General features: G+C 33.5%; 28 protein-coding genes and 1 pseudogene. 9 read left to right on the top strand and 20 right to left on the bottom strand.

Features of this window, described 5'->3' with window-relative positions; genetic code table 11:
- Positions 1 to 20 precede the first annotated feature (20 nt).
- The 5 genes from M4I23_RS18600 to M4I23_RS18620 all read left to right on the top strand — a co-directional run bounded on the left by M4I23_RS18600 (position 21) and on the right by M4I23_RS18620 (position 4,991).
- Entirely contained in the window at positions 21 to 308 is a 288-nt protein-coding gene (locus M4I23_RS18600) for a riboflavin synthase subunit beta (RefSeq protein ID WP_249755388.1), read from the top strand.
- 4 nt (positions 309 to 312) lie between these two features.
- Positions 313 to 2,163 carry a DNA mismatch repair endonuclease MutL gene (gene mutL, locus M4I23_RS18605; RefSeq protein WP_249755389.1) on the top strand — a complete coding sequence of 617 codons (1,851 nt, stop codon included), beginning with the start codon at positions 313 to 315 and terminating at the stop codon, positions 2,161 to 2,163.
- A 3-nt stretch (positions 2,164 to 2,166) separates the two neighbouring features.
- Positions 2,167 to 2,934, top strand: a complete 768-nt coding sequence (locus M4I23_RS18610; RefSeq protein ID WP_249755390.1) for a rhomboid family intramembrane serine protease — start codon at positions 2,167 to 2,169, stop codon at positions 2,932 to 2,934.
- Complete coding sequence (locus M4I23_RS18615) at positions 2,934 to 3,785, top strand: rhomboid family intramembrane serine protease (protein ID WP_158847503.1); 852 nt, start codon at positions 2,934 to 2,936, stop codon at positions 3,783 to 3,785. Before M4I23_RS18610 ends, M4I23_RS18615 begins: the two co-directional genes overlap by 1 nt.
- Before the next feature lie 489 nt (positions 3,786 to 4,274).
- The gene (locus M4I23_RS18620; RefSeq protein WP_249755391.1) at positions 4,275 to 4,991 is read left to right on the top strand and encodes an endonuclease/exonuclease/phosphatase family protein; all 717 of its coding nucleotides are present in this window, start codon (positions 4,275 to 4,277) and stop codon (positions 4,989 to 4,991) included.
- A gap of 91 nt (positions 4,992 to 5,082) precedes the next feature.
- On the opposite strand, the gene M4I23_RS18625 is transcribed toward M4I23_RS18620, so the two are convergent.
- The 20 genes and pseudogenes from M4I23_RS18625 to M4I23_RS18715 form a co-directional block, all read right to left on the bottom strand.
- Positions 5,083 to 5,391: a DUF6122 family protein gene (locus M4I23_RS18625; RefSeq protein WP_249755392.1), complete on the bottom strand. Its 309-nt coding sequence runs from the start codon at positions 5,389 to 5,391 to the stop codon at positions 5,083 to 5,085.
- Positions 5,391 to 6,014 (bottom strand): WbqC family protein, encoded by a 624-nt coding sequence (locus M4I23_RS18630; protein ID WP_249755393.1) that lies wholly within the window; start codon positions 6,012 to 6,014, stop codon positions 5,391 to 5,393. The genes M4I23_RS18625 and M4I23_RS18630 overlap by 1 nt, the downstream gene beginning before the upstream one ends.
- Positions 6,014 to 7,243 (bottom strand): lipopolysaccharide assembly protein LapB, encoded by a 1,230-nt coding sequence (locus M4I23_RS18635; RefSeq protein ID WP_249755394.1) that lies wholly within the window; start codon positions 7,241 to 7,243, stop codon positions 6,014 to 6,016. Before M4I23_RS18635 ends, M4I23_RS18630 begins: the two co-directional genes overlap by 1 nt.
- A complete protein-coding gene (locus M4I23_RS18640) occupies positions 7,243 to 8,547 on the bottom strand; it encodes an ATP-binding protein (protein WP_158847513.1) in 1,305 nt (434 codons plus the stop codon). Before M4I23_RS18640 ends, M4I23_RS18635 begins: the two co-directional genes overlap by 1 nt.
- Positions 8,548 to 8,563: 16 nt before the next feature.
- Positions 8,564 to 10,144 carry a signal peptidase I gene (lepB, locus tag M4I23_RS18645; protein ID WP_158847516.1) on the bottom strand — a complete coding sequence of 527 codons (1,581 nt, stop codon included), beginning with the start codon at positions 10,142 to 10,144 and terminating at the stop codon, positions 8,564 to 8,566.
- Positions 10,145 to 10,211: 67 nt separating this feature from the next.
- Positions 10,212 to 10,916 (bottom strand): 4-hydroxy-tetrahydrodipicolinate reductase, encoded by a 705-nt coding sequence (dapB, locus tag M4I23_RS18650; protein ID WP_249755395.1) that lies wholly within the window; start codon positions 10,914 to 10,916, stop codon positions 10,212 to 10,214.
- A gap of 1 nt (position 10,917) precedes the next feature.
- Positions 10,918 to 11,556 (bottom strand): DUF5683 domain-containing protein, encoded by a 639-nt coding sequence (locus tag M4I23_RS18655; RefSeq protein WP_249755409.1) that lies wholly within the window; start codon positions 11,554 to 11,556, stop codon positions 10,918 to 10,920.
- On the bottom strand, positions 11,546 to 12,460 hold the full coding sequence (locus M4I23_RS18660; protein ID WP_158847520.1) for a ParB/RepB/Spo0J family partition protein: 915 nt from the start codon (positions 12,458 to 12,460) through the stop codon (positions 11,546 to 11,548). The genes M4I23_RS18655 and M4I23_RS18660 overlap by 11 nt, the downstream gene beginning before the upstream one ends.
- A 2-nt stretch (positions 12,461 to 12,462) precedes the next feature.
- Complete coding sequence (locus tag M4I23_RS18665; RefSeq protein ID WP_158847522.1) at positions 12,463 to 13,227, bottom strand: ParA family protein; 765 nt, start codon at positions 13,225 to 13,227, stop codon at positions 12,463 to 12,465.
- A 133-nt stretch (positions 13,228 to 13,360) separates the two neighbouring features.
- Positions 13,361 to 13,678 (bottom strand): EF-hand domain-containing protein, encoded by a 318-nt coding sequence (locus M4I23_RS18670; protein ID WP_249755396.1) that lies wholly within the window; start codon positions 13,676 to 13,678, stop codon positions 13,361 to 13,363.
- A 109-nt stretch (positions 13,679 to 13,787) separates the two neighbouring features.
- Complete coding sequence (locus M4I23_RS18675) at positions 13,788 to 14,246, bottom strand: tRNA (cytidine(34)-2'-O)-methyltransferase (RefSeq protein ID WP_249755397.1); 459 nt, start codon at positions 14,244 to 14,246, stop codon at positions 13,788 to 13,790.
- Positions 14,246 to 15,523 (bottom strand): NAD(P)/FAD-dependent oxidoreductase, encoded by a 1,278-nt coding sequence (locus M4I23_RS18680; protein ID WP_249755398.1) that lies wholly within the window; start codon positions 15,521 to 15,523, stop codon positions 14,246 to 14,248. The genes M4I23_RS18675 and M4I23_RS18680 overlap by 1 nt, the downstream gene beginning before the upstream one ends.
- Positions 15,524 to 15,603: 80 nt before the next feature.
- Positions 15,604 to 15,828: a hypothetical protein gene (locus M4I23_RS18685; protein WP_249755399.1), complete on the bottom strand. Its 225-nt coding sequence runs from the start codon at positions 15,826 to 15,828 to the stop codon at positions 15,604 to 15,606.
- Between the two features lies 1 nt (position 15,829).
- Positions 15,830 to 16,594: a tryptophan synthase subunit alpha gene (trpA, locus tag M4I23_RS18690; protein WP_249755400.1), complete on the bottom strand. Its 765-nt coding sequence runs from the start codon at positions 16,592 to 16,594 to the stop codon at positions 15,830 to 15,832.
- A gap of 180 nt (positions 16,595 to 16,774) precedes the next feature.
- Positions 16,775 to 17,956: a tryptophan synthase subunit beta gene (trpB, locus tag M4I23_RS19870; protein ID WP_306799999.1), complete on the bottom strand. Its 1,182-nt coding sequence runs from the start codon at positions 17,954 to 17,956 to the stop codon at positions 16,775 to 16,777.
- 57 nt (positions 17,957 to 18,013) lie between these two features.
- Positions 18,014 to 18,601, bottom strand: a pseudogene (locus M4I23_RS19875) (phosphoribosylanthranilate isomerase); the annotation flags it as partial.
- A gap of 42 nt (positions 18,602 to 18,643) precedes the next feature.
- Positions 18,644 to 19,429, bottom strand: a complete 786-nt coding sequence (gene trpC, locus M4I23_RS18700; RefSeq protein ID WP_158847537.1) for an indole-3-glycerol phosphate synthase TrpC — start codon at positions 19,427 to 19,429, stop codon at positions 18,644 to 18,646.
- A 15-nt stretch (positions 19,430 to 19,444) separates the two neighbouring features.
- Positions 19,445 to 20,437 carry an anthranilate phosphoribosyltransferase gene (gene trpD / locus M4I23_RS18705; RefSeq protein ID WP_158847539.1) on the bottom strand — a complete coding sequence of 331 codons (993 nt, stop codon included), beginning with the start codon at positions 20,435 to 20,437 and terminating at the stop codon, positions 19,445 to 19,447.
- 101 nt (positions 20,438 to 20,538) lie between these two features.
- Positions 20,539 to 21,102, bottom strand: a complete 564-nt coding sequence (locus M4I23_RS18710; RefSeq protein WP_158847541.1) for an aminodeoxychorismate/anthranilate synthase component II — start codon at positions 21,100 to 21,102, stop codon at positions 20,539 to 20,541.
- A gap of 201 nt (positions 21,103 to 21,303) precedes the next feature.
- Positions 21,304 to 22,710: an anthranilate synthase component I family protein gene (locus M4I23_RS18715; protein ID WP_158847543.1), complete on the bottom strand. Its 1,407-nt coding sequence runs from the start codon at positions 22,708 to 22,710 to the stop codon at positions 21,304 to 21,306.
- Positions 22,711 to 23,365: 655 nt separating this feature from the next.
- Here M4I23_RS18715 and M4I23_RS18720 point away from each other — a divergent pair.
- From M4I23_RS18720 to M4I23_RS18735, 4 genes are all read left to right on the top strand, one after another.
- Positions 23,366 to 23,911 carry a TlpA disulfide reductase family protein gene (locus M4I23_RS18720; protein WP_249755402.1) on the top strand — a complete coding sequence of 182 codons (546 nt, stop codon included), beginning with the start codon at positions 23,366 to 23,368 and terminating at the stop codon, positions 23,909 to 23,911.
- A 6-nt stretch (positions 23,912 to 23,917) separates the two neighbouring features.
- Positions 23,918 to 24,538 carry a thioredoxin family protein gene (locus M4I23_RS18725; protein WP_158847547.1) on the top strand — a complete coding sequence of 207 codons (621 nt, stop codon included), beginning with the start codon at positions 23,918 to 23,920 and terminating at the stop codon, positions 24,536 to 24,538.
- 131 nt (positions 24,539 to 24,669) lie between these two features.
- On the top strand, positions 24,670 to 24,984 hold the full coding sequence (locus tag M4I23_RS18730; RefSeq protein ID WP_199269919.1) for a rhodanese-like domain-containing protein: 315 nt from the start codon (positions 24,670 to 24,672) through the stop codon (positions 24,982 to 24,984).
- Between the two features lie 6 nt (positions 24,985 to 24,990).
- The gene (locus M4I23_RS18735; RefSeq protein WP_158847549.1) at positions 24,991 to 25,389 is read left to right on the top strand and encodes a rhodanese-like domain-containing protein; all 399 of its coding nucleotides are present in this window, start codon (positions 24,991 to 24,993) and stop codon (positions 25,387 to 25,389) included.
- The last annotated feature ends 95 nt before the right edge of the window (positions 25,390 to 25,484 follow it).

The following is a 25,484-nucleotide window of genomic DNA, read 5'->3' on the forward strand; positions in this document are numbered from 1 at the left end:
ACTTAAAAAACTCGCGAATTATGGGAATCTTAAAGGCAAAAAAAAACAAGAAATTTAGTTATACACCGCGTTATTTTGATGATAAAGGCGAAGGAAACCCTTTTGAAATTAAACATAAGTTCGATGAATACAGAACAACTGTTGGTGCAAATAAAAATTTTAAGTCAAAATTAAATAATGCTTTAAACGAATTAAAGCACAATAGAGGTCATGAAGCTAACCGTCGCGTTTTAATTATTGTGGGCATTTTGTTAGTTATATTTTTATTCATCATCGATTTCGATTTATCTATATTCTTTTCTAAATAATTATATGGCAGACATTATACAGCTTTTACCCGACCACGTCGCAAACCAAATTGCTGCTGGAGAAGTTGTTCAACGTCCAGCATCTGTAGTCAAAGAATTGCTTGAAAATGCAATTGATGCAGGAGCGGACTCTATTAAACTCATAATAAAAGACGCCGGAAAAACATTGGTTCAGGTTATCGATAACGGTAAAGGAATGAGTACTACCGATGCCCGATTAAGTTTTGAGCGTCATGCAACATCTAAAATCCGAAGTGCGGAAGATTTATTTCAACTACATACCAAAGGCTTTCGTGGAGAGGCTTTGGCAAGTATTGCGGCTATTGCGCATGTAGAATTGAAAACCAAGCAACCTCAAGATGATGTTGGGAATACCATAATTATAGAGGGGAGTAAAGTAACCGATCAAGATGTGGTAGTAACGCCACAAGGAACTTCGATTTCTGTTAAAAATCTATTTTTTAATATTCCTGCCAGACGGAATTTTTTAAAATCGGATAATGTAGAATTACGTCATATTATTGATGAGTTTCACCGTGTAGCATTAGCGCATCCAGGGATTGCTTTTGCTTTTTATAATAACGGAAATGAAGCTTTCAATTTACCAATTAGTAATTACAGACAACGTATTGTAAATATCTTCGGAACAAAAACTAATGAAAAATTAGTACCTGTAGAAGAAGAAACAGAGGTGCTTAAAATATCTGGATTTGTTGGCAAACCGGAATTTGCTAAAAAAACTAGAGGAGAGCAATACTTTTTTGTAAATGATAGATTTATAAAAAGCGCTTATTTAAATCATGCTATAGCTTCGGCTTATGATGGTTTACTTAAAAGTGGAACACATGCAAGTTATTTTTTAAACCTAACTGTAGATCCGCAAACCATAGATATTAATATTCATCCAACAAAAACGGAAATAAAGTTTGATGATGAGCATACACTTTATGCCATTCTTCGTTCGGCAGTTAAGCATAGTCTAGGCCAGTTTAATATCGCGCCAGTTTTAGATTTTGACCGTGACGCAAATCTAGATACACCATACGGACTTAAAAAAGAAGCGACTAGAACAAATACACCAAGTATTGAGGTGGATAGGAGTTTTAATCCATTTCAAGATGAAGCTCCAATTAAACCTAGAACCGTTTCTTATAAAAAAGAACCAACCGAAAGTTGGGAGAGTTTATACGTTGGCTTAGAATCTAAAGGCACAAAAACACAACACGATTTTAGTGAAGTGCATTTTGAAACTGAAGAGTCTACAGTTTCCATGTTCGATAAAGATATCGAGAGAACGCACACCACGTATCAATTACATAATAAATATATTGTTAGTACTATAAAATCGGGTATGTTGGTTATCGATCAACATCGTGCCCATCAACGAATTTTGTATGAAGATTATCTTCAACATCTTACTATAAAAGGTGCGCTAAGTCAGCAATTATTATTTCCGTTAGATTTACATTTTTCAAATCAAGAAATAGCTGTTATTATTCAATTAAAAGAAGATTTAGAACATACCGGTTTTGTGTTTTCAAACGTTAAAGAGGAGTCTATTGAGATTATAGGGGTTCCCGTTGGCGTTCCAGAAAGCGAAGTTTCTATTATTTTAGAACAACTAATTAGTGATGTAGAAAACGAAGTACCAGACAGTAACTTCTCGGCAACCGATTTATTAGCAAAATCTATGGCAAAAAGTTTAGCCATAAAAACAGGGCAGTCATTACAGAAAGATGAACAAGAACATTTAGTAAATAAGCTGTTTGCTTGTAAAGCGCCTAATGTTTCGCCTACTAATAGAACAACATTTGTAACCATGAGTGTTGACGAATTAGATAAAAAATTTATATAAATTATGATGCGAATTTCAGAAACTGTTAAACACTTAATAATCATAAACGTGATTATGTTTATAGGGACCTTGTTTATAGGGAACGGAAGTTTTTATGAATGGTTTGCAATGTATTTTCCGCAGAACGAATTATTTAGACCTTGGCAAATTATAACGCACATGTTTATGCATGGTGGTGGTGATCTGCAGAATTTAAGTATAACACACTTATTATTTAATATGTTTGCTTTATGGATGTTTGGAACACCAGTAGAGCAAACCTTGGGGTCAAAACGTTTTCTGTTTATATACATTTCTGCCGGTTTAGGCGCGGTTTTATTACAAGTAGGTTTCTATTACTTTCAATATATGCCGGATTATAATGCATTACTTAACTCTGGATTATCGGCCGAAAGTATAAAAGGAATGCTTTCTAGTAATCAAACCATAGCAGGAGTAACACAGTCTCAAATTGAGTTGTTAAAAGGGATTTATCCTGCCTTTAATGCTAGTATGGTAGGAGCCTCTGGTTGTATAATGGGAGTTATGGCAGCCTTTGCTATGATGAATCCTAATGCAGAATTGATGATGATTTTTTTACCAATTCCAATAAAAGCTAAGTACTTTATACCAGGAATTATTCTTTTAGACTTAATTTCAGGTGTTACCGGTCAGTCCTTTTTTAGCCCAAGTAATACGGCATATATGGCGCACGTTGGAGGAGCAATCACAGGCTTTTTAATTATGTATTTTTGGAAAAAAACACAGTTTAATAATAACCGTTGGAACTAATGAGTTTAACTACAGACATAAAATATAAGTTAACGCGACTTAATATATTAGAAAAAATAATTGCGGTAAACGTCGTTATTTTTCTAGTAGGTTTAATTTTTAGATCGGCATTAAGTTGGTTCGAATTACCTAGCGATTTTTTCAACGCTTTAGTAAATCCATGGACAATAGTTAGTTATGCCTTTGTGCATTACGATTTTATTCATCTGTTGTTTAATATGCTTTGGCTCTACGTTATTGGGCGCATGTTTTTAAATCTTTTTAGTCCAAAAACAGCATTAAATATATATTTTTTAGGAGCAATTTCTGGTGGCGCTATGTTTCTTATCGGCTATGCCTTATTGCCTAGTTTTTTTGGAGTAAACTCAAGTTTGGTGGGAGCATCGGCTGCTGTTCGAGCCTTGTTAATTTTTATGTGTGCTTATATGCCCAACCAAGATGTTCGTGTATTTACGTTCAATCTTAAGCTTTGGTATATTGGTGCGGCCATTGTTGTTTTAGATATTGTGGGTCTGTTTGGCGTAAATGCTGGCGGGAATTTAGCACATATTGGAGGTGCTTTATTGGGCTATTTCTATGCCACGCAATTGGTTAAAGGCAATGATATTGGTAGCGGATTCGAGCGTTTTGCCAATGCTATTACAAATATGTTTAAATCTTCATCCTCTAAAAAAGGACCTTTAAAAACCGTTCATAAAAATAAAAGTAAAGTAGGTGGTTATAAAAAATCGGATTATAGTGAATTTAATAACCAGAAAAAAATTGATGTTATTTTAGATAAAATCAGTAAAAGTGGTTATGATAGTTTAACAGCCGAAGAAAAAGAATTACTTTTTCGAGCAGGTAAATAGTTCATTATAAACATTTGGGCGTTACCCGAAAAGGGTCGGGCTTTCACTACTCAATCTTTTTGTTTTGAAGGAAAACAAAAAGGATTTCAAACAAACCGTTCAATCCCTAACGCGGGAGAACTTCTGGTAATGGTAGTAACAAAGCAATTAAAAGTGTATGTTTACAAGGATAAATAAAGCAAAATGAAAAATTTAAGTTTCATTAATAAAATAATATATATCGTCAACAATATTGTGGCGATGTTGTTGTTGCTTTCAATGTTTTTTCCTTATTTACCCCCCAAAACATTTTCGTTTTTATCAGTAATAAATTTAGGGGTTTCATTTTTAATTATCATCAATGTTATATTCTTTATATATTGGTTAATTCGTTTAAAAAAGCAATTTCTAATCTCGCTTTTAGTGTTAATTATAGCTTATATAACTTTTGGGTCTTTATATAAGTTTTCGTCATCTAAAAACATCGAGTCGGTACAGAATTTCAAAGTCATGAATTATAATGTTCGGCTTTTCAATCTTTATAAGTGGATTCCTGAAGATCACATTGAAACTAATATTGTAGATTTTATAAAAGCAGAAGCTCCAGATATATTAAGTATTCAGGAATATCACCCGCATAAAAATGTTAATTTATCTAACTTTAAATATAAATTCGAAAAATTATCGGGTAAAAAATTTAAACACGGACAAGCAATTTTCTCAAAGTTTCCAATAATAAATTCAGGATCTGTTGAATTTCCCAATACAGCAAACAATGCTATATTTGCCGATGTGGTAAAAGGCAAAGACACTATTAGAATTTACAACATCCATCTAGAATCTTTAAGAATAAACACGAAGATAGAGAGCTTGAAAAAAGAAGATTCCGAACGCCTTTTATTACGTATAGGTACTGCATTTAAAACGCAACAGAATCAAGCAGAATTGTTTTTGGCACATAAAAAGAACTGTAAATATAAAATGATTATTTGTGGGGATTTTAATAATACGGCTTTCTCGTATGTATATAGAAAAATTAGAGGTGATTTAAACGATACTTTTAAGGAAGGCGGAAATGGTTTCGGACGTACGCACGATTTTTTCCTTTTTCCGATGCGTATTGATTTTATTTTTGCAGATAAAGCCTTTTCTGTAAATGGATATAAAAGTTATAACGAGCACTTTTCCGATCATTTCCCATTAAGTACAACCTTGAGTCTAGAATAGTTGTTCAATATAAAAATGTAGCTTTATAACGGTTTTTATGATTTCTATTGAATAAAAGAAATACTTTAGTAGTACTAGTTAAGTGTTAAGCTTACATAAAAGAACAATCTACCACATCGGCTATAATGTGTATAACTAATCCCAAACCAACCAGACGTGTTTTCTTAAAGAACAATAGAAGAATATAAACGGCAAGCGCATAATATGTATGCAACGGGTGGAAGTTTATACTACATCTATTTGGATCGAAAACGGGGGTAGCTAGCAAATGATCTAAATCGATTAACATGCCACAAATCATTATAAAATATGCCGTTTTCCAATTCGGTTTAAACCAAATAAGTGCCACTGCTAGCGGAAGTAGAAAATGACAACCATAATGTGCGATAGATTGTAGCATTATTGAGGTGTAATAGTTTGAGATTCTAAATAGTTTAGAGCATTCGGACCTTCATTAAATAGTAAATCAAGAATACTTAAATTAGAAATAAAACCATGTTTGTTACTAAAAACCTGTGTGTATTTTTCGAAGTTTTGAGGTTGTTCTTTTTTAGCGTTTACTAAAAACCTAAAATCTTTAGTATCATTAACATCTGTTTGGTATGTTTCCGTTTTAGAGGTGTTAATGTCTAGTTGTAAACATTCAGTAATAACTTCAAAACACTTCAAATTAAAATCTAAAATAAAATCAGTTTTCATTTCAAATAATGGGAGAAGTTCATCTTCATAATATTCGAAAAATGGTGATGTCCTGTAAGCGGAAAGTAAGGATTTCCAGTGTAAACTCTGCCAATTCTCTTCATTGAAAATCTTGACATCGCGATACTTTTGTCTGTTTTTTTGAGAATGAATTACCGGAATGTTTAAAGTTAGTTTTCCATTAGCTGCATAAATATAAGTACGGTTCCTATAAGTTTGTTTTAAAAAATTATCATCCATTTCAAATACCAAATCATCGGCATTTGCAATAGCAACAAAATGCGCAATACTCGGAAAATATGTAGGGTGAATTAAAATACTCATTATTTTGTGAAAAAGTTGCTTAACCAAGTGTACGCAATAAACATAACACCAACTGTAATACCAATACTTGCTATAGAACTGCCAATTAAAGACATTACTACGGCTGCTGCTAACATGATACCGCCATAAATTAGATTGATTATTTTTGATTTTTCGGTATTTGCTAAAACGCCACGTGTTAATGGCAATACAGCTGCTAAACATGTTAAACTAAGCATAGTGAAATAGTCGTTTTTTGTAAATACATTACAAAGAAACATAATTAATGCTCCAACAAGTAATCCAAAAAATATTTGACCGCTTAGCTTTTCATTTTTATCAAGTAAATATTTACCGTATTTATCTAAAATAAGCAACATGTTGGATAGTGGTTCCATAATCCAGCTGCCTAAAGCAAACAAAAGATAAGCGATAATTAAAGGGATAAGTAAAAAGGTATAACCAGAAGCAGAAATTAATTTGGCTGAAAGTTTATAGGCAATGTAAATTCCAATAATAAAAATCCATTGGTTTTTACCCGATTGTTTATTCATCCAAAATGAATAACGCAAATAGAGTTTGTAAACCTTGTTTTTGGATTTTATTGCGGTAACCATTCCCGATCGCGCATAATCTAAATTAGGATTCAGCGATAACGCTTCTTTAAAATGGGTTAAAGCTTTTTTTGTGTCGTTATGTTCAAGATAACTCCAGCCAACGTTAGCGTGTGAGTGTGCGTCTTCTGGGTCATCTTCTAATAGATTTTCAATAGTGGATTTTGCTTCTTCCTTTCTGTTTAATTTAGTTAACGCCGTAGTTCGTGCATTTAAACAGAAATTACTTTTTGGATTAATCCTTAATCCTTCATTAGCAAAATTTAAAGCGGCTTCAAATTTCTTTTTCGTTATTTGAATGTATGCTTTTTGTCCGAAAGCATGTTCATCATGAGGCTCTAATTCTATCGATTTGTCAATATTTTCTTCTGCCTCTTTTATTTTATCTTGATGTAAATAAATTTGAGATAATAAAAAATAAACATTAGACCAATTCGGGATTTCTGATCGAAGGTCTAAAGCTAAAATTAAAGCTTTGTCTAAATCTTTGGTTAAAAAAAAAGACTGGGCTAGAAAATATTTAGCATTGCTGTTATTAACATTCTCGGTTAGAGCTGTTTGAAAATAGGGGATAGCATCTTGATATCTGCCAATTTCAAAAAGTTGAATACCACGTTCTAGATTTGGGCTATCCATTATTTTTTCATCTTTAAATAGACCAAAATATCATCGTATAAACCAGAATCGTTGGAGTATAAGGCGTAGTTTTTAGCAGAATTAAACCATTCTCGGGTAGATGCTTTCATTTTGCCAAAAGCTTTTAAAATATCTTTAGTTGTTAATGGTTTTGGAATACCATCTTTAAATGATTCTACTAATTTTTGCTCAATAGCAATATCGATACTCGCTTTAATATCAGCTCCAGAAAATTCTTTACTTTTTTTAGCTAAATCTTGTAATTTAATGTTTTCTGTTGGTTTGTCTTTCAACTCAATTTTAAAGATAGATTCTCGTGCAGCTTCGTCTGGAGGTGCTACAAAAATGATTCTATCAAAACGTCCTGGTCTTCTAAATGCAGGATCTATATACCAAGGTGCATTAGTTGCTCCTAAAACAAGAATACCTTCGTTGTCTGAATCAATACCATCAAGTTCCGATAGAAATTGATTGATAACGGTTCTTCCTGCCGTTTTATTAACGTCATTTCTGTTAGCGCCTAAAGCATCGATTTCATCTATAAAAATGACACAAGGCGTATTGGCTCTGGCTGTTTCGAATATTTCGTGTAAGTTCCTTTCAGAACTACCTAGCCACATATCCAAAATGTCATTAATACCTATATTTATAAAGTTGGCGTTAATTTGGCCAGCTGTGGCTCGTGCAATATGAGTTTTTCCACAACCTGGTGGGCCGTAAAGTAAAATACCTCCACCAATTTTTTTACCATATGCTTTGTATAAATCTTTATGTAAAAGGGGTTTGATTATTTTTAAATCAATTTCCTCCTTTACTTTTTCCATCCCCCCAACATTGTCAAAATTAATATCGGGTTTTTTTAAGAATGAAATACCATCTTCATCGAAAAAATCGTCATCAAAGTCTTGGACAGGAACGCGAAATAAATTTTCGAACTCTTCATTTCTAAACGTTTTATCAATTTCAAGAATACGCTGGTACGTAGCTAGCGCATCTTCCGTTTGGTTTTGATCTATATAACAAAAACATTGAAGTTCTAAGTAATTAGGGGCTTCGTTGTTTTCAATAAGCTCCTCAAGTATAACTTCTGTTAAATTGTATTTTTTCTGTTTATAATAGCATTCTGCTAATAGAAATTTGTGAGCATCTGTTGGTTGTTTATCTAAGATAAATAATAGGTGCTTTTCTGCCTCTTCATAATTTAAGCCATCGGAATATAGTTTTGCAATTTGAAAACGCAATTCAATATTTTCTGGCGAAAATTCTAAGGCTTTAAGTAGACTTTCTAATAGTGTGTTATCCATAAACGTAAGTCAATAATTAGCTATTGTCTGCTTTTCGTTTTTTCCATTTTGTAAATCCGAAATATCCTGCTAACAGAATTAGGAACGGAATAAAAAATGAAGTCGCCTTTCCGCTACCGCTAACTGTTGTAAAGAAACGCTCCCAGCGTGGGCTAGATCCGTCCCAACTCATCCAAATAAATACTGGTTTACCAACAACGTGATCGAAAGGTACAAAGCCCCATCGTCTCGCATCAATAGAATTATGGCGGTTATCACCCATCATCCAGTAATAATTTTGTTTGAATGTATAGGTTTTAGCGACCTCGCCATTTATTAAAATTTGGTTTCCTTTTACTTTTACATCATTACCTTCATACTCGCTAATAACACGTTTGTACAGAGGTAAAACATCTAAGTTGATATCGATTGTTTTTCCTTCTTCTGGAATATATAAAGGTCCGAAGAAATCTACATTCCAGTCGTAATTTGGATCTTGAGGGAAAATATTAGCATCTGGAACACCTTTTACGGCTTTATTAGGCGTTATACTAGCAACATTAGGATGATTTTTAAACTGAGATAAAGCTTCATCGGAAATAGCTGAAAAGTAGTATGTGTTCTTATCGTTTATTATTCCAAAACCATCAGTAATATCGTAACGTTCTTTTAAATATGCCGGGTTGAATTGGTTTGTTTTTGGTTGAACCAAATAGCTAAACTGTAAATGTGCGCGATCTGGTAATTCGTTTTTCTTTCCATTAATATAAACATAACCATCGCGAACTTCTAAACTATCTCCAGCAATACCAACACAACGTTTTACTAGGTTAGTTTTTTTGTCGATGGGTTTGTAATAATTTCTATCTGGTGTAAAATCGTTCATATCCAACAGCGTATCTGCGGGCTGATTGAAAACCACAATATCATTTCTCTCTATGTTTTCGAAACCAGGAAAACGTAAGTAGGGAAGTTGTAATTTATTGATTAAAGACGTTTTGCGTTCTTCAAACCTATCGTTAAATAAATATGATTTCTTTTTTAAGCCAGGAATAGTATCATGAACCATAGGAGCTCCAATGGTTGTCATTGGTACCCTAGCGCCGTAATGAAACTTGCTTACAAATAAGAAATCACCAACTAATAGCGATTTTTCTAAAGATGAAGAAGGAATTGTAAATGGCTGAATAAAATACGTATGTACAATAGTTGCTGCAACAATTGCAAATAGAATTGAGCTAACCCAATCTCCAGTTGCCGATTTTGGATGTAAACTACGTTCTCTAATATAAGTTACATCGGCAACATAATTAAGGTAATAGTTGTAAAAACCTAATGTAATAACGGCTAAAACAGTATCTAAAGTTGTGTTTTTTCCAAAACTACGAGCTGTTTCTACCCATACAACAGGAAACATAATCATGTTTACAATGGGAAGAAAAAGAAGAATAACCCACCAAACAGGGCGATTAATTATTTTCATTAAAACCACTCCATTATAAACAGGGATAAAGGCTTCCCAGGCTTGGCGGCCGGCTTTAATATATAATTTCCAAGTTCCTAATCCATGAATAACCTGAGTTATCAAAATGAATATAAACCACTGCATTAACGTCATAATCCTAATATTTTATTTATTCATGTAAGTAGCCAAACGGAGTTTTGCGTTACATTAATTTTGTTTTTTAACCAATGTTTAACACATCGTTCATTGTGAAAACCCCTGTTTTTCCAACAATCCATTCTGCAGCAATTACAGCGCCTAAGGCAAAACCTTGGCGATTGTGAGCTATATGCTCTATTGTTACAGTATCCACTTCGCTTTCGTAAGTAACAGAGTGTGTCCCTGGAACATCTCCAATTCGTTTTGCAACAATAGGAATGTTTTTTTCTACTTGTTCATCAAGTTTCCAACCTTCATATTTATCGCTATTAGATATAATATCTTCGGCTAAAGAAATAGCTGTGCCACTAGGCGCATCTAATTTTTTTGTATGATGAATTTCTTCCATAGAAACATTGTATTGTTCTAAAGCACGCATCATTTTAGCTAGTGTTTTATTTAATTCAAAAAAGATATTTACACCTAAGCTGAAGTTTGAAGCATAGATAAAAGCTCCCTTTTTTTCTTCGCATAGCGCCACAGCGTTATCATAATTAGCTAACCAACCCGTTGTACCCGAAATAACAGGGACATTGTTGTTTATGCAGTTTTGAATATTGTTGAAAGCCACATCTGGAATACTGAAATCTATGGCTACATCTGCTTTAGTGATATCGTAATCTTTGTCGTTTTTGTCAACCTTTAAAACAATATTATGGCCACGTTTAATAGCAATTTGTTCTATGGTCTGACCCATTCTCCCGTATCCGAGTAAAGCAATATTCATATTAAAATTTAAAATTTAAAGTTAATCCAAGGTTGCTAGTTGCGTCGACCTCATTGAATTGGTAGTGTGGTGCCAAAGATAAATTTTCATCTACGTTATACTGCAGTAAATGTGCATCTACATTGGCTTCTATTATATTTAAAGCATACAGACCAATAGTTACAAGAAGTGAAATTTCTTTGTTTTTTCGGTAGAATTCTTGTGCTGTTTCTAATCTATCTGTACTTACACGTGGTTCGTCTAGTTTTGTTCCAGAGGAATCGTAATAAAATTCATCAGTTTCAAATCCGGCTAAACGACTTTTATAGGCATCGCGATATCTCGTGTATTCATTACTGTTATTTATGTAAAAATAAACTCCCGTTCCTAATGCAGCATATACAATAGGGATTTTCCAATATTTTTTATTGTAAGCTTGTCCTAAACCTGGCAGAATGGCTGAGTAAAATGCTGCTTTTGCAGGTCTTAAAGGATCGTAAGCTTCTGTTATTTGTAGAACAGAGTCTATCACAAATTCTTTAGGCAGTTCTTTTGTTTTTTCCTTTGGAAGTGAATCTTCCTTTGGAGCTTTATCTTGAGCAAATAAAGAAACGCAGCATAGAAAAGTGCATAGACTTGTTATTAGAAATTTATTTTGAATCACCTTCTACTAATTTTTTAATACGATTAAAATCTTCTTCGGAATGGAATGGAATTGTAATTTTTCCTTTTCCGTTCTTAGAGACTTTAACGTCTATTTTATGTCCAAAGTATTCCGAAAACGAGCTAATGCCTGTTTTAACAAAATTTGGCATGGCACTATTTGTTTCCTTTTTTACAGGTGTTTCTAATGTTTCGCCATTGTTGTAATTACGAACTAAAACTTCGGTGTCTCTAACCGATAATTTATTCGTCAAGATTTTTTCGTAAATATCTAATTGAATCGATTGATCTTCAACAGTAATTAAAGCACGGCCATGACCCATAGAAATAAAGCTGTCCCGCATGCCTGTTTGGATAATAGGGTCTAATTTTAGTAAACGTAAATAATTAGCAATAGTAGAACGTTTTTTTCCAACACGATCACTCATTTGCTCTTGAGTTAGATTTATTTCATCTATTAAGCGTTGGTATGAAAGTGCTATTTCAATAGGATCTAAATCCTGACGTTGAATGTTTTCAACCAAAGCCATTTCTAGCGATTCTTGGTCGTTCGCAATTCTTACGTAAGACGTAATGGTTTCTAAACCTAATAATTTAGTGGCTCTATATCGACGTTCACCAGAAACGAGTTGATATTTATTTAAGCCTAATTTTCTAACAGTTATAGGTTGGATAATGCCCAACTCTTTTATAGAAGAAGCTAATTCTCGTAAGCTTTCTTCGCTAAAATTACTTCGCGGTTGAAACGGGTTAACTTCTATAAAATCGATATCTAAATCAACAATATTTCCAATAACTTTATCTGCATTCTTGTCTTCAGCCGATTTTATATCGTTACTCGGGTCATTTAAAAGAGCCGATAAACCTCTTCCTAAAGCTTGTTTTTTTGTTGCCTTCGCCATAATTAAGCGTTTTTAGTAATAATTTCTCTAGCTAAACTCAGGTAATTTGTTGCTCCTTTGCTGCTTGCGTCATAATTAATAATGCTTTCTCCATAACTTGGAGCTTCACTTAAACGCACATTACGTTGAATAATGGTTTTAAAAACCATATCGTTAAAGTGTTTTTGTACTTCTTCAACTACTTGATTTGATAATCGTAAACGAGAATCGTACATCGTTAGTAGTAAACCTTCAATGTCTAATTCTGGGTTGTGTATTTTTTGAACACTTTTTATCGTGTTTAATAATTTCCCTAAACCTTCTAGCGCAAAATATTCACATTGAATTGGAATGAGAACCGAGTCGGCAGCTGTTAATGCATTTAAAGTTAATAGACCTAATGATGGTGCACAATCAATTAATATATAATCGTAATCGTCTTTAATTTCTTGTAACGATTTTTTTAACATGTATTCGCGTTCTTCCTTATCAACAAGTTCTATTTCAATAGCAACTAAGTCAATATGTGCCGGGATAATGTCTAGATTTGGTGTGTCTGTCTTGCGTATAGCTTCTCTTGCAGTGCTAGAATGTTCTAAAAGTTGGTAGGTTCCAATTTCTACACTATCTACATCTATACCAATTCCGGAACTGGCGTTTGCCTGAGGATCTGCATCTATAAGTAATACTTTTTTTTCTAATACGCCTAGTGATGCCGCAAGGTTTACTGACGTGGTGGTTTTTCCAACGCCTCCTTTTTGGTTAGCAACTGCAATGATTTTACCCATTAAATGATTTGGTTTTATTAGCTGTAAAAATACGATTATTTATTAGGAATAAAAATGTAGCATGTTATAATTAATTTATAAAAAAAAAGACAGCTTATTTGGCTGTCTTTCAATTATAAAATGATAGCTAATATTACTCAGATTTTTTCTTTTTCTTGTTGTTTCCTTGGTCTTTTCCTTTTGCCATTCCTGCTTTAAATTCATCTAAAGTTAACGTACCATTGCTATCTGCATCAATTTTAGCAAAACGTTTTTCTAAAACGGCTGCTTCCATTTCTTTCTTACGTTTTTTTGTTTTAAACTCATCTAAGCTTATAAGTTTGTCCTCGTCGGTATCGTAAGAAGCAAACATTTTCTCTGGATCTGGCTTCTTTTTGTCTTGAGCATTAGTAATAGAAACAGCACATAATGCTACAATAACTAAACCGAATTTTAATTTTTTTGATGTCATTTATATTAGTTTTATAGTTAAACTTTATGTTTAGACACGTTTTTTTAAAATAGGTTTAATAGATGAAAAAATATTTTTATTTTTTTTTGAATTCAATTTCCTGATAAATTTATTTAGAGTTTAACTTGCTTAATCCTTCATAAGTAACAATACTTACGGCATTGGCTAAATTTAAACTCCGAACATGTTCGCTGTAAAGCGGTATTTTATAAAGTTGTTCAGAATAGGTTTCAATTATGGATTTTGGCAACCCAACCGATTCTTTTCCGAAGATTAAAAACAATTCATCTTCAAAAGGAATATCCCAATGATTTTTTTTGCCATGGCTGGAAAGAAAAGCCATTTTTTTATCTTTATTTATTTTGAAGAAGTCCTCAATGTTTTCGTAGTAAGTTATCGAAAGATGTTTCCAATAATCTAGTCCAGCACGTTTTAAGCGGGAATCGCTAATTTCAAAACCAAACGGTTTTACTAAGTGTAAATGCGAACCTGAACCTAGCGCTAAACGACCAATGTTTCCTGTGTTATTCGGTATTTCTGGTTCTACTAAAACAATATTTAAAGGCATTATTCTTTGGTGGTTTTAACTTTGGTTGAAATAGGTTTCATTATAATCCGCAAAGTACTATCGTTATTAAAATAACTAATCATCCAATTCATGAAAATAAGGAGCTTGTTTTTTATACTTAAAATAAGCATTAAGTGGATAAACATCCATGTAAACCAAGCCAAACGTCCTTGAAAACTGAATTTAGGCAAATCTACCACAGCCTTCCGTTTTCCAATAGTTGCCATGGAGCCTTTATCTATATATTCATAATCTTTTACAGGTTTGTTTTTAATTATTTTCTTCAGGTTTTCGGCTAAAAGTGAAGCTTGTTGCAAGGCTACACTAGCAACTTGTGCATGCCCTTTAGGGTGTTTTGGTGTTTCCATATACGAAATGTCACCTAAAGCATAAACATGTTTTAAACCCACTACCTCATTTTGCCGATTAACAATAAGGCGGTTACCACGCGTTATGCAGCTTTCAGGGAAACCTTTAATAACGTTTCCTGTTACACCGGCTGCCCAAATTACGTTTTTCGAGTTTATTTTTTCACCCGTATTTAATGTTACAATAGTACCGTCGTAATCTTTTACAAAGGTATTTGTAACTACAGAAACACCTAATTCTTCCAAGTATTTTTGCGACATTTTTTGTGAGCCTTTACTCATTGGGCTTAGCGTATGTGGACTGCCTTCTAGTAAATAGATGGTAAGTTTCGAGAAATCCTTATCGGGATAATCTTTAGGTAAAATGTTTTCTTTCATCTCGGCCAAAGCACCTGCTAATTCTACTCCAGTTGGGCCGCCACCAACAATTACAAAATTTAATAAAGTTTGTAATTTGTCTGGATCTGTGGTGTTTAAAGCGTTTTCAAAAGTTTGTAAAATTCTATTTCTAAGCTGTATCGCTTCAGGAATAGTTTTCATTGGGTAAGCAAAATCTTGTAGATTCTTATTGCCAAAATAGTTTGTGGTACAACCAATAGCAATTACTAAATGGTTGTAATCAAAGTTTCCGATAGGTGTAGCAACAAATTGTTTGTTGAAATTAATTTCAGAAACTTCGGTAATTCTTATTTTAACGTTTTTAGCCTTTTGAAAAACTTTTCGCAACGGAAAAGAAATACTAGCGGGCTCAAGACGTGCAGTTGCCACCTGATACATTAATGGCTGAAATTGGTGGTAATTTTGTTTATCAATTAAATAAACCTCGTAGTTTGGATGGTTAATCAAGTCTTGAGCAAGACGTAATCCAGCAAAACCGGCACCAACAATTACAACTTTTTCTGTTTTCATATTATCTTATTTTTAGGCAAGAATAAATTTTTATTAATTTATAATATTAGCACGTGCTTATCTAGTTGTTTGGTTAAAACTTAGTTTGTTTTTGTTTGAAATATTTTTATAATAATAATGCGTAATAAAAGTACAAAAGGAAAACCATGTAACAAAACATCAAACCAGTCCTTAAATTGCATTCCAGTTGCTCCACCAGATATCCATTTAAGTTTGCCGATAATATGAGGTTCTGGAAAAAAGGGGGCCAAACCTAGCGTTAAGCAAAGTAAGCAAATAAGTTTCCAGTCGTTAAGCAGTTTCATGTTAGTTGAGTATAGATTTTACAAATGCATCTGTTTTGTTTATTCCGCTATTTGTAATATGTTTTATAAAAGCACTACCAATAATGGCACCTTTCGCATATTCTGTAGCTTGAGTAAAAGTTTCATTATCCGAAATTCCAAACCCAATAACCTGTGGGTTTTTTAAATTCATATCGGCAATACGTTTAAAATAGCTTGTTTGCTCGTCACCAAAACCAGAATTACTTCCTGTAACACTAGCGCTACTCACCATGTAAATAAATCCGTTAGAAACAGAATCTATAAAATTAATACGCTCCACCGATGTTTGTGGTGTAATTAGAAACACGTTTATTAATCCGTATTTTTCAAAAATAGTTTGATATTCCTCATGATAAACATCCACTGGTAAATCTGGAATTATCAAACCATCAACACCAATTTCTTGACATTTTTTACAGAATGCCTCCACACCATATTGTAGCATGGGGTTGAAATATCCCATAATTATTAACGGAATAGAAACGGTTTTTCTAACATTTTTTAATTGATCAAAAAGCACGTCAGTCGTCATGCCATTCTGTAAAGCCTTAGTTGAACTTGCTTGAATAGTAGGGCCATCAGCTAGCGGATCACTAAATGGAAGTCCAATTTCTATCATATCTACCCCGTTTTTTTCTAAATCTTCAATAATAGAAACGGTATCTGTTAAACTTGGGTAACCAGCTGTAAAATAGATCGATAACAACTTTTTATCTTCTTGTAATTTTTGGTTTATTCTATTCATAATAAGAATATTTTTTTCATTCCCTCGAGTAAATCCTATTTTACTACGATTGAATATGTTTTTGCTTTTTTTGTTTTTTTGCGTTACCACAAGGGTCGGGCTTTCACTACTCGCTCCCTCCTAAAAAGTCGGGGAGCTCAAACATGCCGTTCAATCCCTAACGCGGTATCGTCTGTTATTTTATATTTTAAAATATTCAATATAATTCTGTAAATCTTTATCACCACGACCAGAAAGGCTCACCACAACAACATCGTCTGGTTTAAAGGTTCTTTCTTCAAAAATGGCTAAGGCATGCGAGCTTTCAATGGCAGGAATAATACCTTCCAGTTTACATAAATCTAAACCAGCATTCATAGCTTGGTCGTCGGTAATCGACATAAATTCTGCACGCCCTGTTTTGCATAAGTGTGCATGCATAGGTCCAACGCCAGGATAATCCAGCCCAGCCGAAATAGAGTAGGGCTCTGTGATTTGTCCGTCTTTGGTTTGCATCAGCAATGTTTTACAACCATGAATAACACCTTCGTGTCCTAAAACCGAAGTGGCAGCACTTTCACCAGAATCTACTCCTAAACCAGCAGCTTCTACCGAAATAATTTTTACATCAGGTTCGTGTAGATAGTGGTAATATGTTCCTGCTGCATTGCTTCCTCCTCCAATACAGGCTACAACATAATCGGGGTTTTCACGACCAATTTGTTCTTTTAATTGCCATTTTATTTCTTCAGAAATTATCGATTGGAATCTCGTAACCATATCAGGATAAGGATGCGGGCCAATAGCCGAGCCAATAATGTAATGTGTGTTTACAGGATTGTTAATCCAATCACGAATGGCTTCGTTTGTAGCATCTTTTAGCGTACGGCTTCCTGAAAGCGCAGGTACTACAGTAGCTCCTAACATTTTCATTCTCGCTACGTTTGGAGCTTGGCGTGCAATATCGATTTCGCCCATGTAAACAATACATTCTAAACCCATTAATGCACAAACGGTAGCTGTAGCAACACCATGTTGCCCTGCACCTGTTTCTGCTATAATTCGAGTTTTTCCAAGGCGTTTAGCCATAAGGATTTGCCCGATAGTATTGTTGATTTTATGAGCGCCAGTGTGGTTTAAATCTTCACGCTTTAAATATATTTTTGTGTTATATTTTTCTGAAAGGCGTTTTGCAAAATACAGAGGCGATGGACGGCCAACATAATCTTTTAAAAGTTGATCGAACTCTTTTTTAAAGTCCGGCTCCGCCATTATTTTTAAATAGTTTTGGCGTAATTCTTCCACATTTGGGTAAAGCATTTCTGGGATGAAAGCGCCACCAAATTCACCGTAATAGCCTTTTTCGTTTACGTTATAATTCATAACCTGTTCTTTTTTATGGTATAAAATTGTGCTAAGGTTTGTTTTAAATTCTTGTAATAATGTTATGTTTTTTAATCCGGGTTCTATTTCAAATTTACTGTTTACATCTAATGCGTAGCAGTATTTTGAAGCTTTACTATTCCGGAATTCTTTAATATCTTCTGTTTGATCAACACCAATGCCTCCACTTAAAAAGAATGGTTTTGTTGATGGGTATTGGTTTAAAACATTCCAATTGAAGGTATAGCCATTTCCGCCTGGGTGTTTTCCTTTGGTATCAAATAAAAAGTAATCGCAGACATTTTCGTAGGGTTTTAATACTTCGAAATTGAATTCGTTTTTAATAGAGAATACTTTAATGATCTCAAGTACTTCGCCTTTTAAAGTAGCACAATATTCTGGAGATTCTTCACCGTGTAATTGAACAGCTTGTAAGTCGAATGTTTTTATTTTTTCAATAACAACTTGCAAGTCTTCATTAACAAAAACACCTGTCTTTTTTATGGTGCTAGATATTTTTGGAATGGATGTATCGAAATTTCTAGACGATTTACCGTAGAATATAAAACCTAAATAGTCTGGCTGTAAAGCTGCGACCTCGGTTATATTATCTTGATATTTCATTCCGCAAACTTTCAGTTTCATGATGCTCAATTTATGTGGTTTTAAAATAAATTCAGTGAAATATTATTTATTCAATTGGTTAATAAATTCAGTAGCACTTGCACCGGGGTTATCGGTTTTCATAAAGTTTTCACCTATTAAAAATCCTTGATATCCAAAAGGTTTAAGCTCTTTAATGGCTTCAATGTTACTAATGCCACTTTCGGAGACTTTTACAAAATCGTTTGGTATTTGTGTGCTTAATAATTTACTAGTTTCTAAACTTACTTCGAAGGTTTTTAAATTTCTATTATTCACACCAAGCATATCTAAACTTGGCATAATAGATTTTTGCAATTCGGCCTCGTTATGCACTTCTAAAAGAACATCGAGGTTTAAGCTTTTTGCAAACTCCGAATATTGTTTAATTTCTTCTCGGGTTAAAACAGCAGCGATAAGTAAAATTACATCGGCGCCATAAGCTTTGGCTTCCAATATTTGATAGGTGTCTATGATGAACTCTTTACGTAGAAGCGGTAAATTACAACTTGCACGAGCAGTTAATAAATCGTCTAAACTTCCGCCAAAATATTTTCCATCGGTTAAAACGGACATGCCACAAACACCTGCATTTTCGTAACCCGAAGCCACATCTTGAACATTGAGAGTGTTGTTAATTACAGATTTTGAAGGTGAACGTCTTTTGTGTTCAGCGATAATACCAGTTTTGCTATTTCGTAAGTTATTGGCTAAAGAAACCGTTGCGCGTTCAAATAAAACAGATTGCTCCAATTGCGAAACGGGAATAAGTTGCTTTCTTAAGGCGACTTCATTTCTTTTATCGATTACTATTTTGTCTAAAATATTCATTTTCAGTATACTGTTTTACTTGCTTAATGCTACTAATTTATCTAAACTCATTTTTGCTTTTCCTGAAAACAGAGATTCTTTTGCTATTTGAAAACCTTCTTGATGTGAAATTTGTTTTGAAGTGGCAATGGCTAATCCTGCATTGGCACAAACAACATTGTTTTGAGCTTCTGTTCCTTTTCCACTAATAATTTCGACAAATATATTTGCTGCATCTTTTATGGTATCTCCACCAAAAATAGCGTTTTGTTTAATTTTTGAAACGCCTAAATCTTCAGGTGAAAAAAGTTTTTCGGTATGATTAGAAATAATTTTTGCTTTTCCTGTTAATGAAATTTCATCGTAGCCATCTAAAGCATAAACGATATTATAATTGTGTTCTGTATTTTGAAATAAGAAACTATAAAGCCTTAAAACTTCTAAATTAAAAACCCCTAGAACATGGTTTTTTGGAAAGGACGGATTAACCAAAGGCCCTAACATATTGAAAAAAGTTTTAACACCTAGTTCTTTTCGAATAGGAGCAACGTTTTTCATTGCTGGGTGAAACAATGGTGCGTGTAAAATACATATTCCTGCTTGGTCTAAAGCGCGTTTTAAAAAATCTTCATTATTAGAAAATTTCACACCTAAATGTTCCATAACATTCGATGAGCCAGAAGTTGATGATACACCGTAATTTCCATGTTTAGAAACATGAACACCAGCACCTGCGGTTATAAAAGCCGATAGGGTAGAAATGTTGAAGGTGTTTTTACCGTCTCCGCCAGTTCCTACAATATCGATAGCATTAAAATCGGTAAGATTTATAGGTAAGCACAGTTCTAGAAGCGCGTCTCTAAAGCCTTTTAGCTCTTCTATAGTAATACTGCGCATCATGAAAACCGATAAAAAACAGGTTATTTGGCTAGGATTATACATATCGTTTGATATGTTTACCAAGACTTGTTTTGCCTCTTCGGTTGAAAGTGTTTCGTGGTTTATTAGTCTGTTTAATAAATGTTTCATTTCTTTTTTATTTCCGTAAAGCGAGAATTGTTGTTGGTTATTTTGTTTTCATTGGAGTAAGCACTGTTTTACTGAGACTGAAAACTGAATACTGTTTTTTTTTAATTTTCAATCCAATTTTTTAAAATTGCTTTTCCGTTTGGAGTTAATACCGATTCTGGGTGATATTGTACGCCACGAACATCGTATGTTTTATGGCGAAGAGACATGATTTGTCCGTTAATATCTACCGATGTCGCTTCTAAACTTTCTGGTAAATTCGGGTTTACTACCCATGAGTGATAGCGCCCGACTTCTATGTTTTTATCTAAGCCTTTAAAAAGGATTTCATCGTCTACGGTTATGGTAACGTTTGTTGCTACACCATGATAAACTTCATCTAGGTTTATTAATGAGCCTCCGAAAACTTCACCTATGGCTTGTTGGCCTAAGCATACGCCAAGAATACTTTTTGTTGGAGCATATCTTTCTATAATGGCTTTTAGTAATCCTGCTTCGTCTGGAATTCCTGGGCCTGGAGATAATACTATTTTATGGTATGGTTCAACATCGTCAAGGGTAAGTTTGTCGTTTCGGACTACGGTAACATCGCAATTTAAATCTTCTAGGTAATGAACTAGATTGTATGTAAAACTGTCGTAATTGTCTATGACTAGTACTTTCATAAGTTTATTTTTTTTCAGATGAATCTGAATTTTATTTATTTTGTTATTCGAGTAGGTGTTGCTTTACTGCTACTTTTTCCGTGGATTGCTCCGCGTTAGGGATTGAGGCTTTGTTGAAGCTCTTTTTGTGTTGTTGCACCTATGCAACACAAAAAAGCGACTGCCGAAAGCCCGACCCTTTTCGGGTAACGCCCAATTTATTTATATGTCTTCGGCTACTTTTATGGCTTTTGTTAATGCACCGAGTTTATGAAATACTTCTTGCAATTCGTTTTCGGCATTAGATTTTGATACCATTCCGGCGCCTGCTTGCCAGTTTAATTTGTAATCTTTACTTAAAAAGGTACGGATCATGATGGCGTGATTAAAATTGCCTTCGAAATCCATGAATCCGATTGCGCCACCGTAATAGCCGCGACTTGTTTTTTCGTATTGTTCAATAAGTTGCATAGCACGGTGTTTTGGTGCGCCACTTAATGTTCCTGCAGGAAAAGTATCTGCCACAACTTGCATCGTTGAGGTGCTTTTGTGTTTATGGCCTGTTACTTTACTTACTAGGTGAATTACGTGCGAGAAAAACTGCACTTCACGATAGGTTTCTACTTTTACTTGGCTGCCGTGACGACTTAAATCGTTTCGGGCTAGGTCGACAAGCATAACGTGTTCTGCGTTTTCTTTATCGTCATTTTTTAATTGTTCGGCAAGAATTTCGTCTTGTTCCTCATCGCCTGTTCGTTTAAATGTTCCTGCAATAGGGTGAATTTCGGCCAGACCATTTGTTACAACAAGTTGGGCTTCGGGTGAACTACCAAATATTTTAAAATCTCCATAATCGAAATAAAATAGATATGGTGATGGATTTATGCTACGTAAGGCGCGATAAATATTAAAATCGTCTCCTGTGAATTCTTGTGAAAAACGACGAGAAAGTACGAGTTGAAAAACATCGCCTCGAGCACAATGTTTTTGAGCTAAATCTACTTGAGCTTTAAATTCGTCATCGGTTAAATTAGATTTTATTTCGCCTTTAGATTTGAAATTATAAGATGCGAAATTTTGCACGTTTATTAGCTGGTCGATGTCGTGTATGTTGTTTTCGGCATCGTTAAAGCAGTGTGCAAAAATATAAGCTTCGTTTTTATAGTGGTTTATGGCGATAATATTTTTATAAACAGCATAGTAAATATCTGGTATTACTACAGAGTCGTCTTTTTTACTAATTTGAACATCCTCGAAATACCGAACAGCATCGTAAGCAGTGTAACCAAATATACCGTTGTTAATGAATTTGAAATCTTCGTCGGATTGGGGATCGAAACGTTTTGTGAAATCATGGATTTCGTTCGCTACGTTTATATCTTTTGTTATGTTTAAAGACGTGGTGCTTCCGTCGGGAAAGGTTTGCGAAATAACTTCGTTTTCTACCTTTATAGATGCGATTGGGTTGAAACATATATACGAGAAGTTTTTGTGATTACGGTGGTAATCACCACTTTCTAGCAAAATACTGTTTGGGTATTTATCGCGTATTTTATAGTAAACAGATACAGGTGTTATAGTATCTGTTAATATTTTTTTGTGGTGGGTGTATAGACTAAATTTTTCCATTTAATGTTTTTAATATTTCGGCAAACACCGAAAATGTAAACTTTTTTAATAAAAAAAAGGCTTGTCGTGAATGACAAGCCTTTTGGATATTTTAAGTTTTAAATATACTTGGGTTTTACTTCACGAATTTTAGTTTCGAAAGCTCCACCACCATGTATTATTTAAAAATATGTTCATTGTTATTGTTTTAACTGGTTCAAATATAAAGATTGAAAAAGTATTATACAAAACTTTGTGCTTTTTTTACGAATAAAGAAGAATTAGGACTAATTTGTTAGGGATTCCTCTTTAAAAAAGACTGCTATAACAAGTACAACAGTCTTGGTTGGTTACTATTGGTTTAGGGAAACCTACTTGCTATTAACCGTAATTTGCGTAAAAGTGAAGTTAATTCAGCTTTTTCGTTGGTGGTTAAGTGAGCCACTAATTTATTTTCTATTATTGCTAGTGTTTTGTTTTATATAATTACAACTAAAAGTTGACTTTTATTTAATGATAGTTTGAGTTCGATTGTAAAAAAATCTTACTTGTTTACGAGCCGAAAACAACTGCGGTACATACAAATGTATATAAAATTCCGAATAACGCTGCGTTTTTATATAAAAGTTTGTTAAACAGGAGAAGAAACAAAATAGTATTAATTAATTTTATGATTATGAAACGATACTTATTTATGGCAACCTTACTTTTTGTTTTTGGTTGTGGGAATAAAAATAAACAAACCAATTTAATTAGTAGTGCTCCTGAAGTAAAAGAAATTGATGCTTTTATGAAAAATGATATAGCTTTGGAAGTCTATGATTTTAATGGTTTAAAGAAGTTTTTAAATAGGACTGATGATAAGATTCATGTTATTAACTTTTGGGCCACTTGGTGTGCGCCCTGTGTGAAAGAATTGCCCTATTTTGAGAAGTTGAAGTCTGAATACGTAAATGAGAACGTAGATATTACATTGGTGAGTTTAGATTTTCCACATTTATATGAATCTAAATTGAAGCCTTTTATTTTGAAGGAAAAACTGAAATCCAAAGTTGTTGCTTTGGATGATGTTGATAGTAATTCTTGGATTCCGCAGGTAGATGAAACATGGTCTGGAGCAATACCAGCAACTATTATTTATAAAAATGGAAAGCGTAAGTTTTATGAGAAATCGTTTACTTACGAAGAGTTAGAGCATGAGTTAAAGCAATTCTTAAATTAAATAGTTATGAAAAAAACAATGAAAATAATATCGGTAATTATGGTTGTACTTTGTGTAAGCGCATTTACTGTAAAGACTGAAACTGTTAGTGATGGTTATGGAATTGGTGACGTGGCTGAAGATTTTTCGTTAAAAAATATTGATGGAAACATGGTTTCGCTATCAGATTATAAAGAAGCTAAAGGTTTTATAGTAACATTTACTTGTAATACCTGCCCTTATGCTGTAATGTATGAAGATCGTATTGTAGAACTCGATAAAAAATATGCGAAGTTAGGTTACCCTGTAATTGCAATAATGCCGAATAATACAGATATTAAGCCAGATGATAACTTAGAGGCTATGAAAAAACGCGCAGTAGAAAAAGGCTTTACATTTCCTTATTTAATTGATAAGGATCAAAAAATATATCCAAAATTTGGAGCAACTAAAACACCTCATGTTTTTGTTTTAGAGAAAACAAGTAAAGGTAATGAGGTAAAGTATATTGGAGCAATCGATGATAATTATAAAGATGCTACGGCAGTTACAACTAAATATGTTGAAAATGCAGTAGATGCTTTGCTTGATGGAAAAGAAGTGAAAACAACTGAAACTAGAGCTATTGGCTGTGGTATTAAAGTATAATGAATCAGTAATATAGAATAGGTAGTAAAAAAATCTGGAGTGTAATACTTTGGGTTTTTTTTCGTCTATCACTTTAGAAATATTAAATTTGTTTTCATTAAAATAATAAAACAAAAAATAACAACATAATAATGGAAGATTTATCACAAGAAGAGTGGACAGAGCAACTAGCTAAGGACGATAACGCTGTAATTTTAGATGTAAGAACAGATGCAGAAGTAGCGGAAGGTATTATTCCAGGAGCTAAACATATCGATATATACAAAGGGCAAGAGTTTGTAAGCGAAATCGAAAAATTAGACAAGAGCAAAAACTTTTATGTGTATTGCCGTTCTGGAAATCGTAGTGGGCAGGCTTGTGCAATAATGGAACAAATGGGGTTTGAAAACGCCTATAATTTAGAAGGAGGCATGTTAGATTGGGCTGGAGATGTTGTAGATTTATAATAATATATGAAATCAATTTCAATTTTTATAATCATCTTTTTTTGTGCTACTTTATTTAATTGTAAAGCACAAAAGGATGATATTGTTACCGAAATTACTCCAGAGGAGCTTAATGTGATTTTAAAAGAACAAAACGGTATCCGAATGCTAGACGTAAGGACTCCTAAAGAATTTAAAATAAGTCATATTTCGGGAGCTGAAAATATTAACTTTTTATCAGATAATTTTTCGAAATCTTTGGAAGTATTGAATAGGGAAGAGCCACTAATAATTTACTGTAAATCAGGACGAAGAAGCGGTAAAAGTATTGCTGTTTTTAAAAAATTAGGATTCCTTAAAGTTTATGAGTTGGAGGGTGGAATTTTAAATTGGAAGGCTAATGGTTTTGATACTGAGCTAAAATAAAATTTATTTTTACGTTTATCTGTTTTTATTTACTGATTGTCTTTTTTATTCTTAATTAGGCACTGTTTTTTTTAACTTTATAAATTAAAATTCAG

The organism is Algibacter sp. L4_22 (genome assembly GCF_023473045.1).
Lineage (GTDB): Bacteria > Bacteroidota > Bacteroidia > Flavobacteriales > Flavobacteriaceae > Algibacter.

Bases quoted from the DNA above. Each gene is read 5' to 3' on its own strand.
- M4I23_RS18720 (WP_249755402.1), top strand. From the start codon at position 23,366: ATGAAACGATACTTATTTATGGCAACCTTACTTTTTGTTTTTGGTTGT.
- lepB (WP_158847516.1), bottom strand. From the start codon at position 10,144: ATGACGTTAATGCAGTGGTTTATATTCATTTTGATAACTCAGGTTATT.
- M4I23_RS18625 (WP_249755392.1), bottom strand. From the start codon at position 5,391: ATGCTACAATCTATCGCACATTATGGTTGTCATTTTCTACTTCCGCTA.
- M4I23_RS18715 (WP_158847543.1), bottom strand. From the start codon at position 22,710: ATGGAAAAATTTAGTCTATACACCCACCACAAAAAAATATTAACAGAT.
- M4I23_RS18640 (WP_158847513.1), bottom strand. From the start codon at position 8,547: ATGGATAACACACTATTAGAAAGTCTACTTAAAGCCTTAGAATTTTCG.
- M4I23_RS18635 (WP_249755394.1), bottom strand. From the start codon at position 7,243: ATGGATAGCCCAAATCTAGAACGTGGTATTCAACTTTTTGAAATTGGC.
- M4I23_RS18665 (WP_158847522.1), bottom strand. From the start codon at position 13,227: ATGGGTAAAATCATTGCAGTTGCTAACCAAAAAGGAGGCGTTGGAAAA.
- M4I23_RS18600 (WP_249755388.1), top strand. From the start codon at position 21: ATGGGAATCTTAAAGGCAAAAAAAAACAAGAAATTTAGTTATACACCG.
- M4I23_RS18725 (WP_158847547.1), top strand. From the start codon at position 23,918: ATGAAAAAAACAATGAAAATAATATCGGTAATTATGGTTGTACTTTGT.
- trpA (WP_249755400.1), bottom strand. From the start codon at position 16,594: ATGAATAGAATAAACCAAAAATTACAAGAAGATAAAAAGTTGTTATCG.
- M4I23_RS18675 (WP_249755397.1), bottom strand. From the start codon at position 14,246: ATGCCTTTAAATATTGTTTTAGTAGAACCAGAAATACCGAATAACACA.
- M4I23_RS18730 (WP_199269919.1), top strand. From the start codon at position 24,670: ATGGAAGATTTATCACAAGAAGAGTGGACAGAGCAACTAGCTAAGGAC.
- M4I23_RS18610 (WP_249755390.1), top strand. From the start codon at position 2,167: ATGATGCGAATTTCAGAAACTGTTAAACACTTAATAATCATAAACGTG.
- M4I23_RS18670 (WP_249755396.1), bottom strand. From the start codon at position 13,678: ATGACATCAAAAAAATTAAAATTCGGTTTAGTTATTGTAGCATTATGT.
- M4I23_RS18685 (WP_249755399.1), bottom strand. From the start codon at position 15,828: ATGAAACTGCTTAACGACTGGAAACTTATTTGCTTACTTTGCTTAACG.
- M4I23_RS18710 (WP_158847541.1), bottom strand. From the start codon at position 21,102: ATGAAAGTACTAGTCATAGACAATTACGACAGTTTTACATACAATCTA.
- M4I23_RS18660 (WP_158847520.1), bottom strand. From the start codon at position 12,460: ATGGCGAAGGCAACAAAAAAACAAGCTTTAGGAAGAGGTTTATCGGCT.
- M4I23_RS18620 (WP_249755391.1), top strand. From the start codon at position 4,275: ATGAATTATAATGTTCGGCTTTTCAATCTTTATAAGTGGATTCCTGAA.
- dapB (WP_249755395.1), bottom strand. From the start codon at position 10,916: ATGAATATTGCTTTACTCGGATACGGGAGAATGGGTCAGACCATAGAA.
- trpC (WP_158847537.1), bottom strand. From the start codon at position 19,429: ATGAATATTTTAGACAAAATAGTAATCGATAAAAGAAATGAAGTCGCC.
- trpB (WP_306799999.1), bottom strand. From the start codon at position 17,956: ATGAATTATAACGTAAACGAAAAAGGCTATTACGGTGAATTTGGTGGC.
- M4I23_RS18615 (WP_158847503.1), top strand. From the start codon at position 2,934: ATGAGTTTAACTACAGACATAAAATATAAGTTAACGCGACTTAATATA.
- M4I23_RS18630 (WP_249755393.1), bottom strand. From the start codon at position 6,014: ATGAGTATTTTAATTCACCCTACATATTTTCCGAGTATTGCGCATTTT.
- M4I23_RS18735 (WP_158847549.1), top strand. From the start codon at position 24,991: ATGAAATCAATTTCAATTTTTATAATCATCTTTTTTTGTGCTACTTTA.
- mutL (WP_249755389.1), top strand. From the start codon at position 313: ATGGCAGACATTATACAGCTTTTACCCGACCACGTCGCAAACCAAATT.
- M4I23_RS18680 (WP_249755398.1), bottom strand. From the start codon at position 15,523: ATGAAAACAGAAAAAGTTGTAATTGTTGGTGCCGGTTTTGCTGGATTA.
- trpD (WP_158847539.1), bottom strand. From the start codon at position 20,437: ATGAAACATTTATTAAACAGACTAATAAACCACGAAACACTTTCAACC.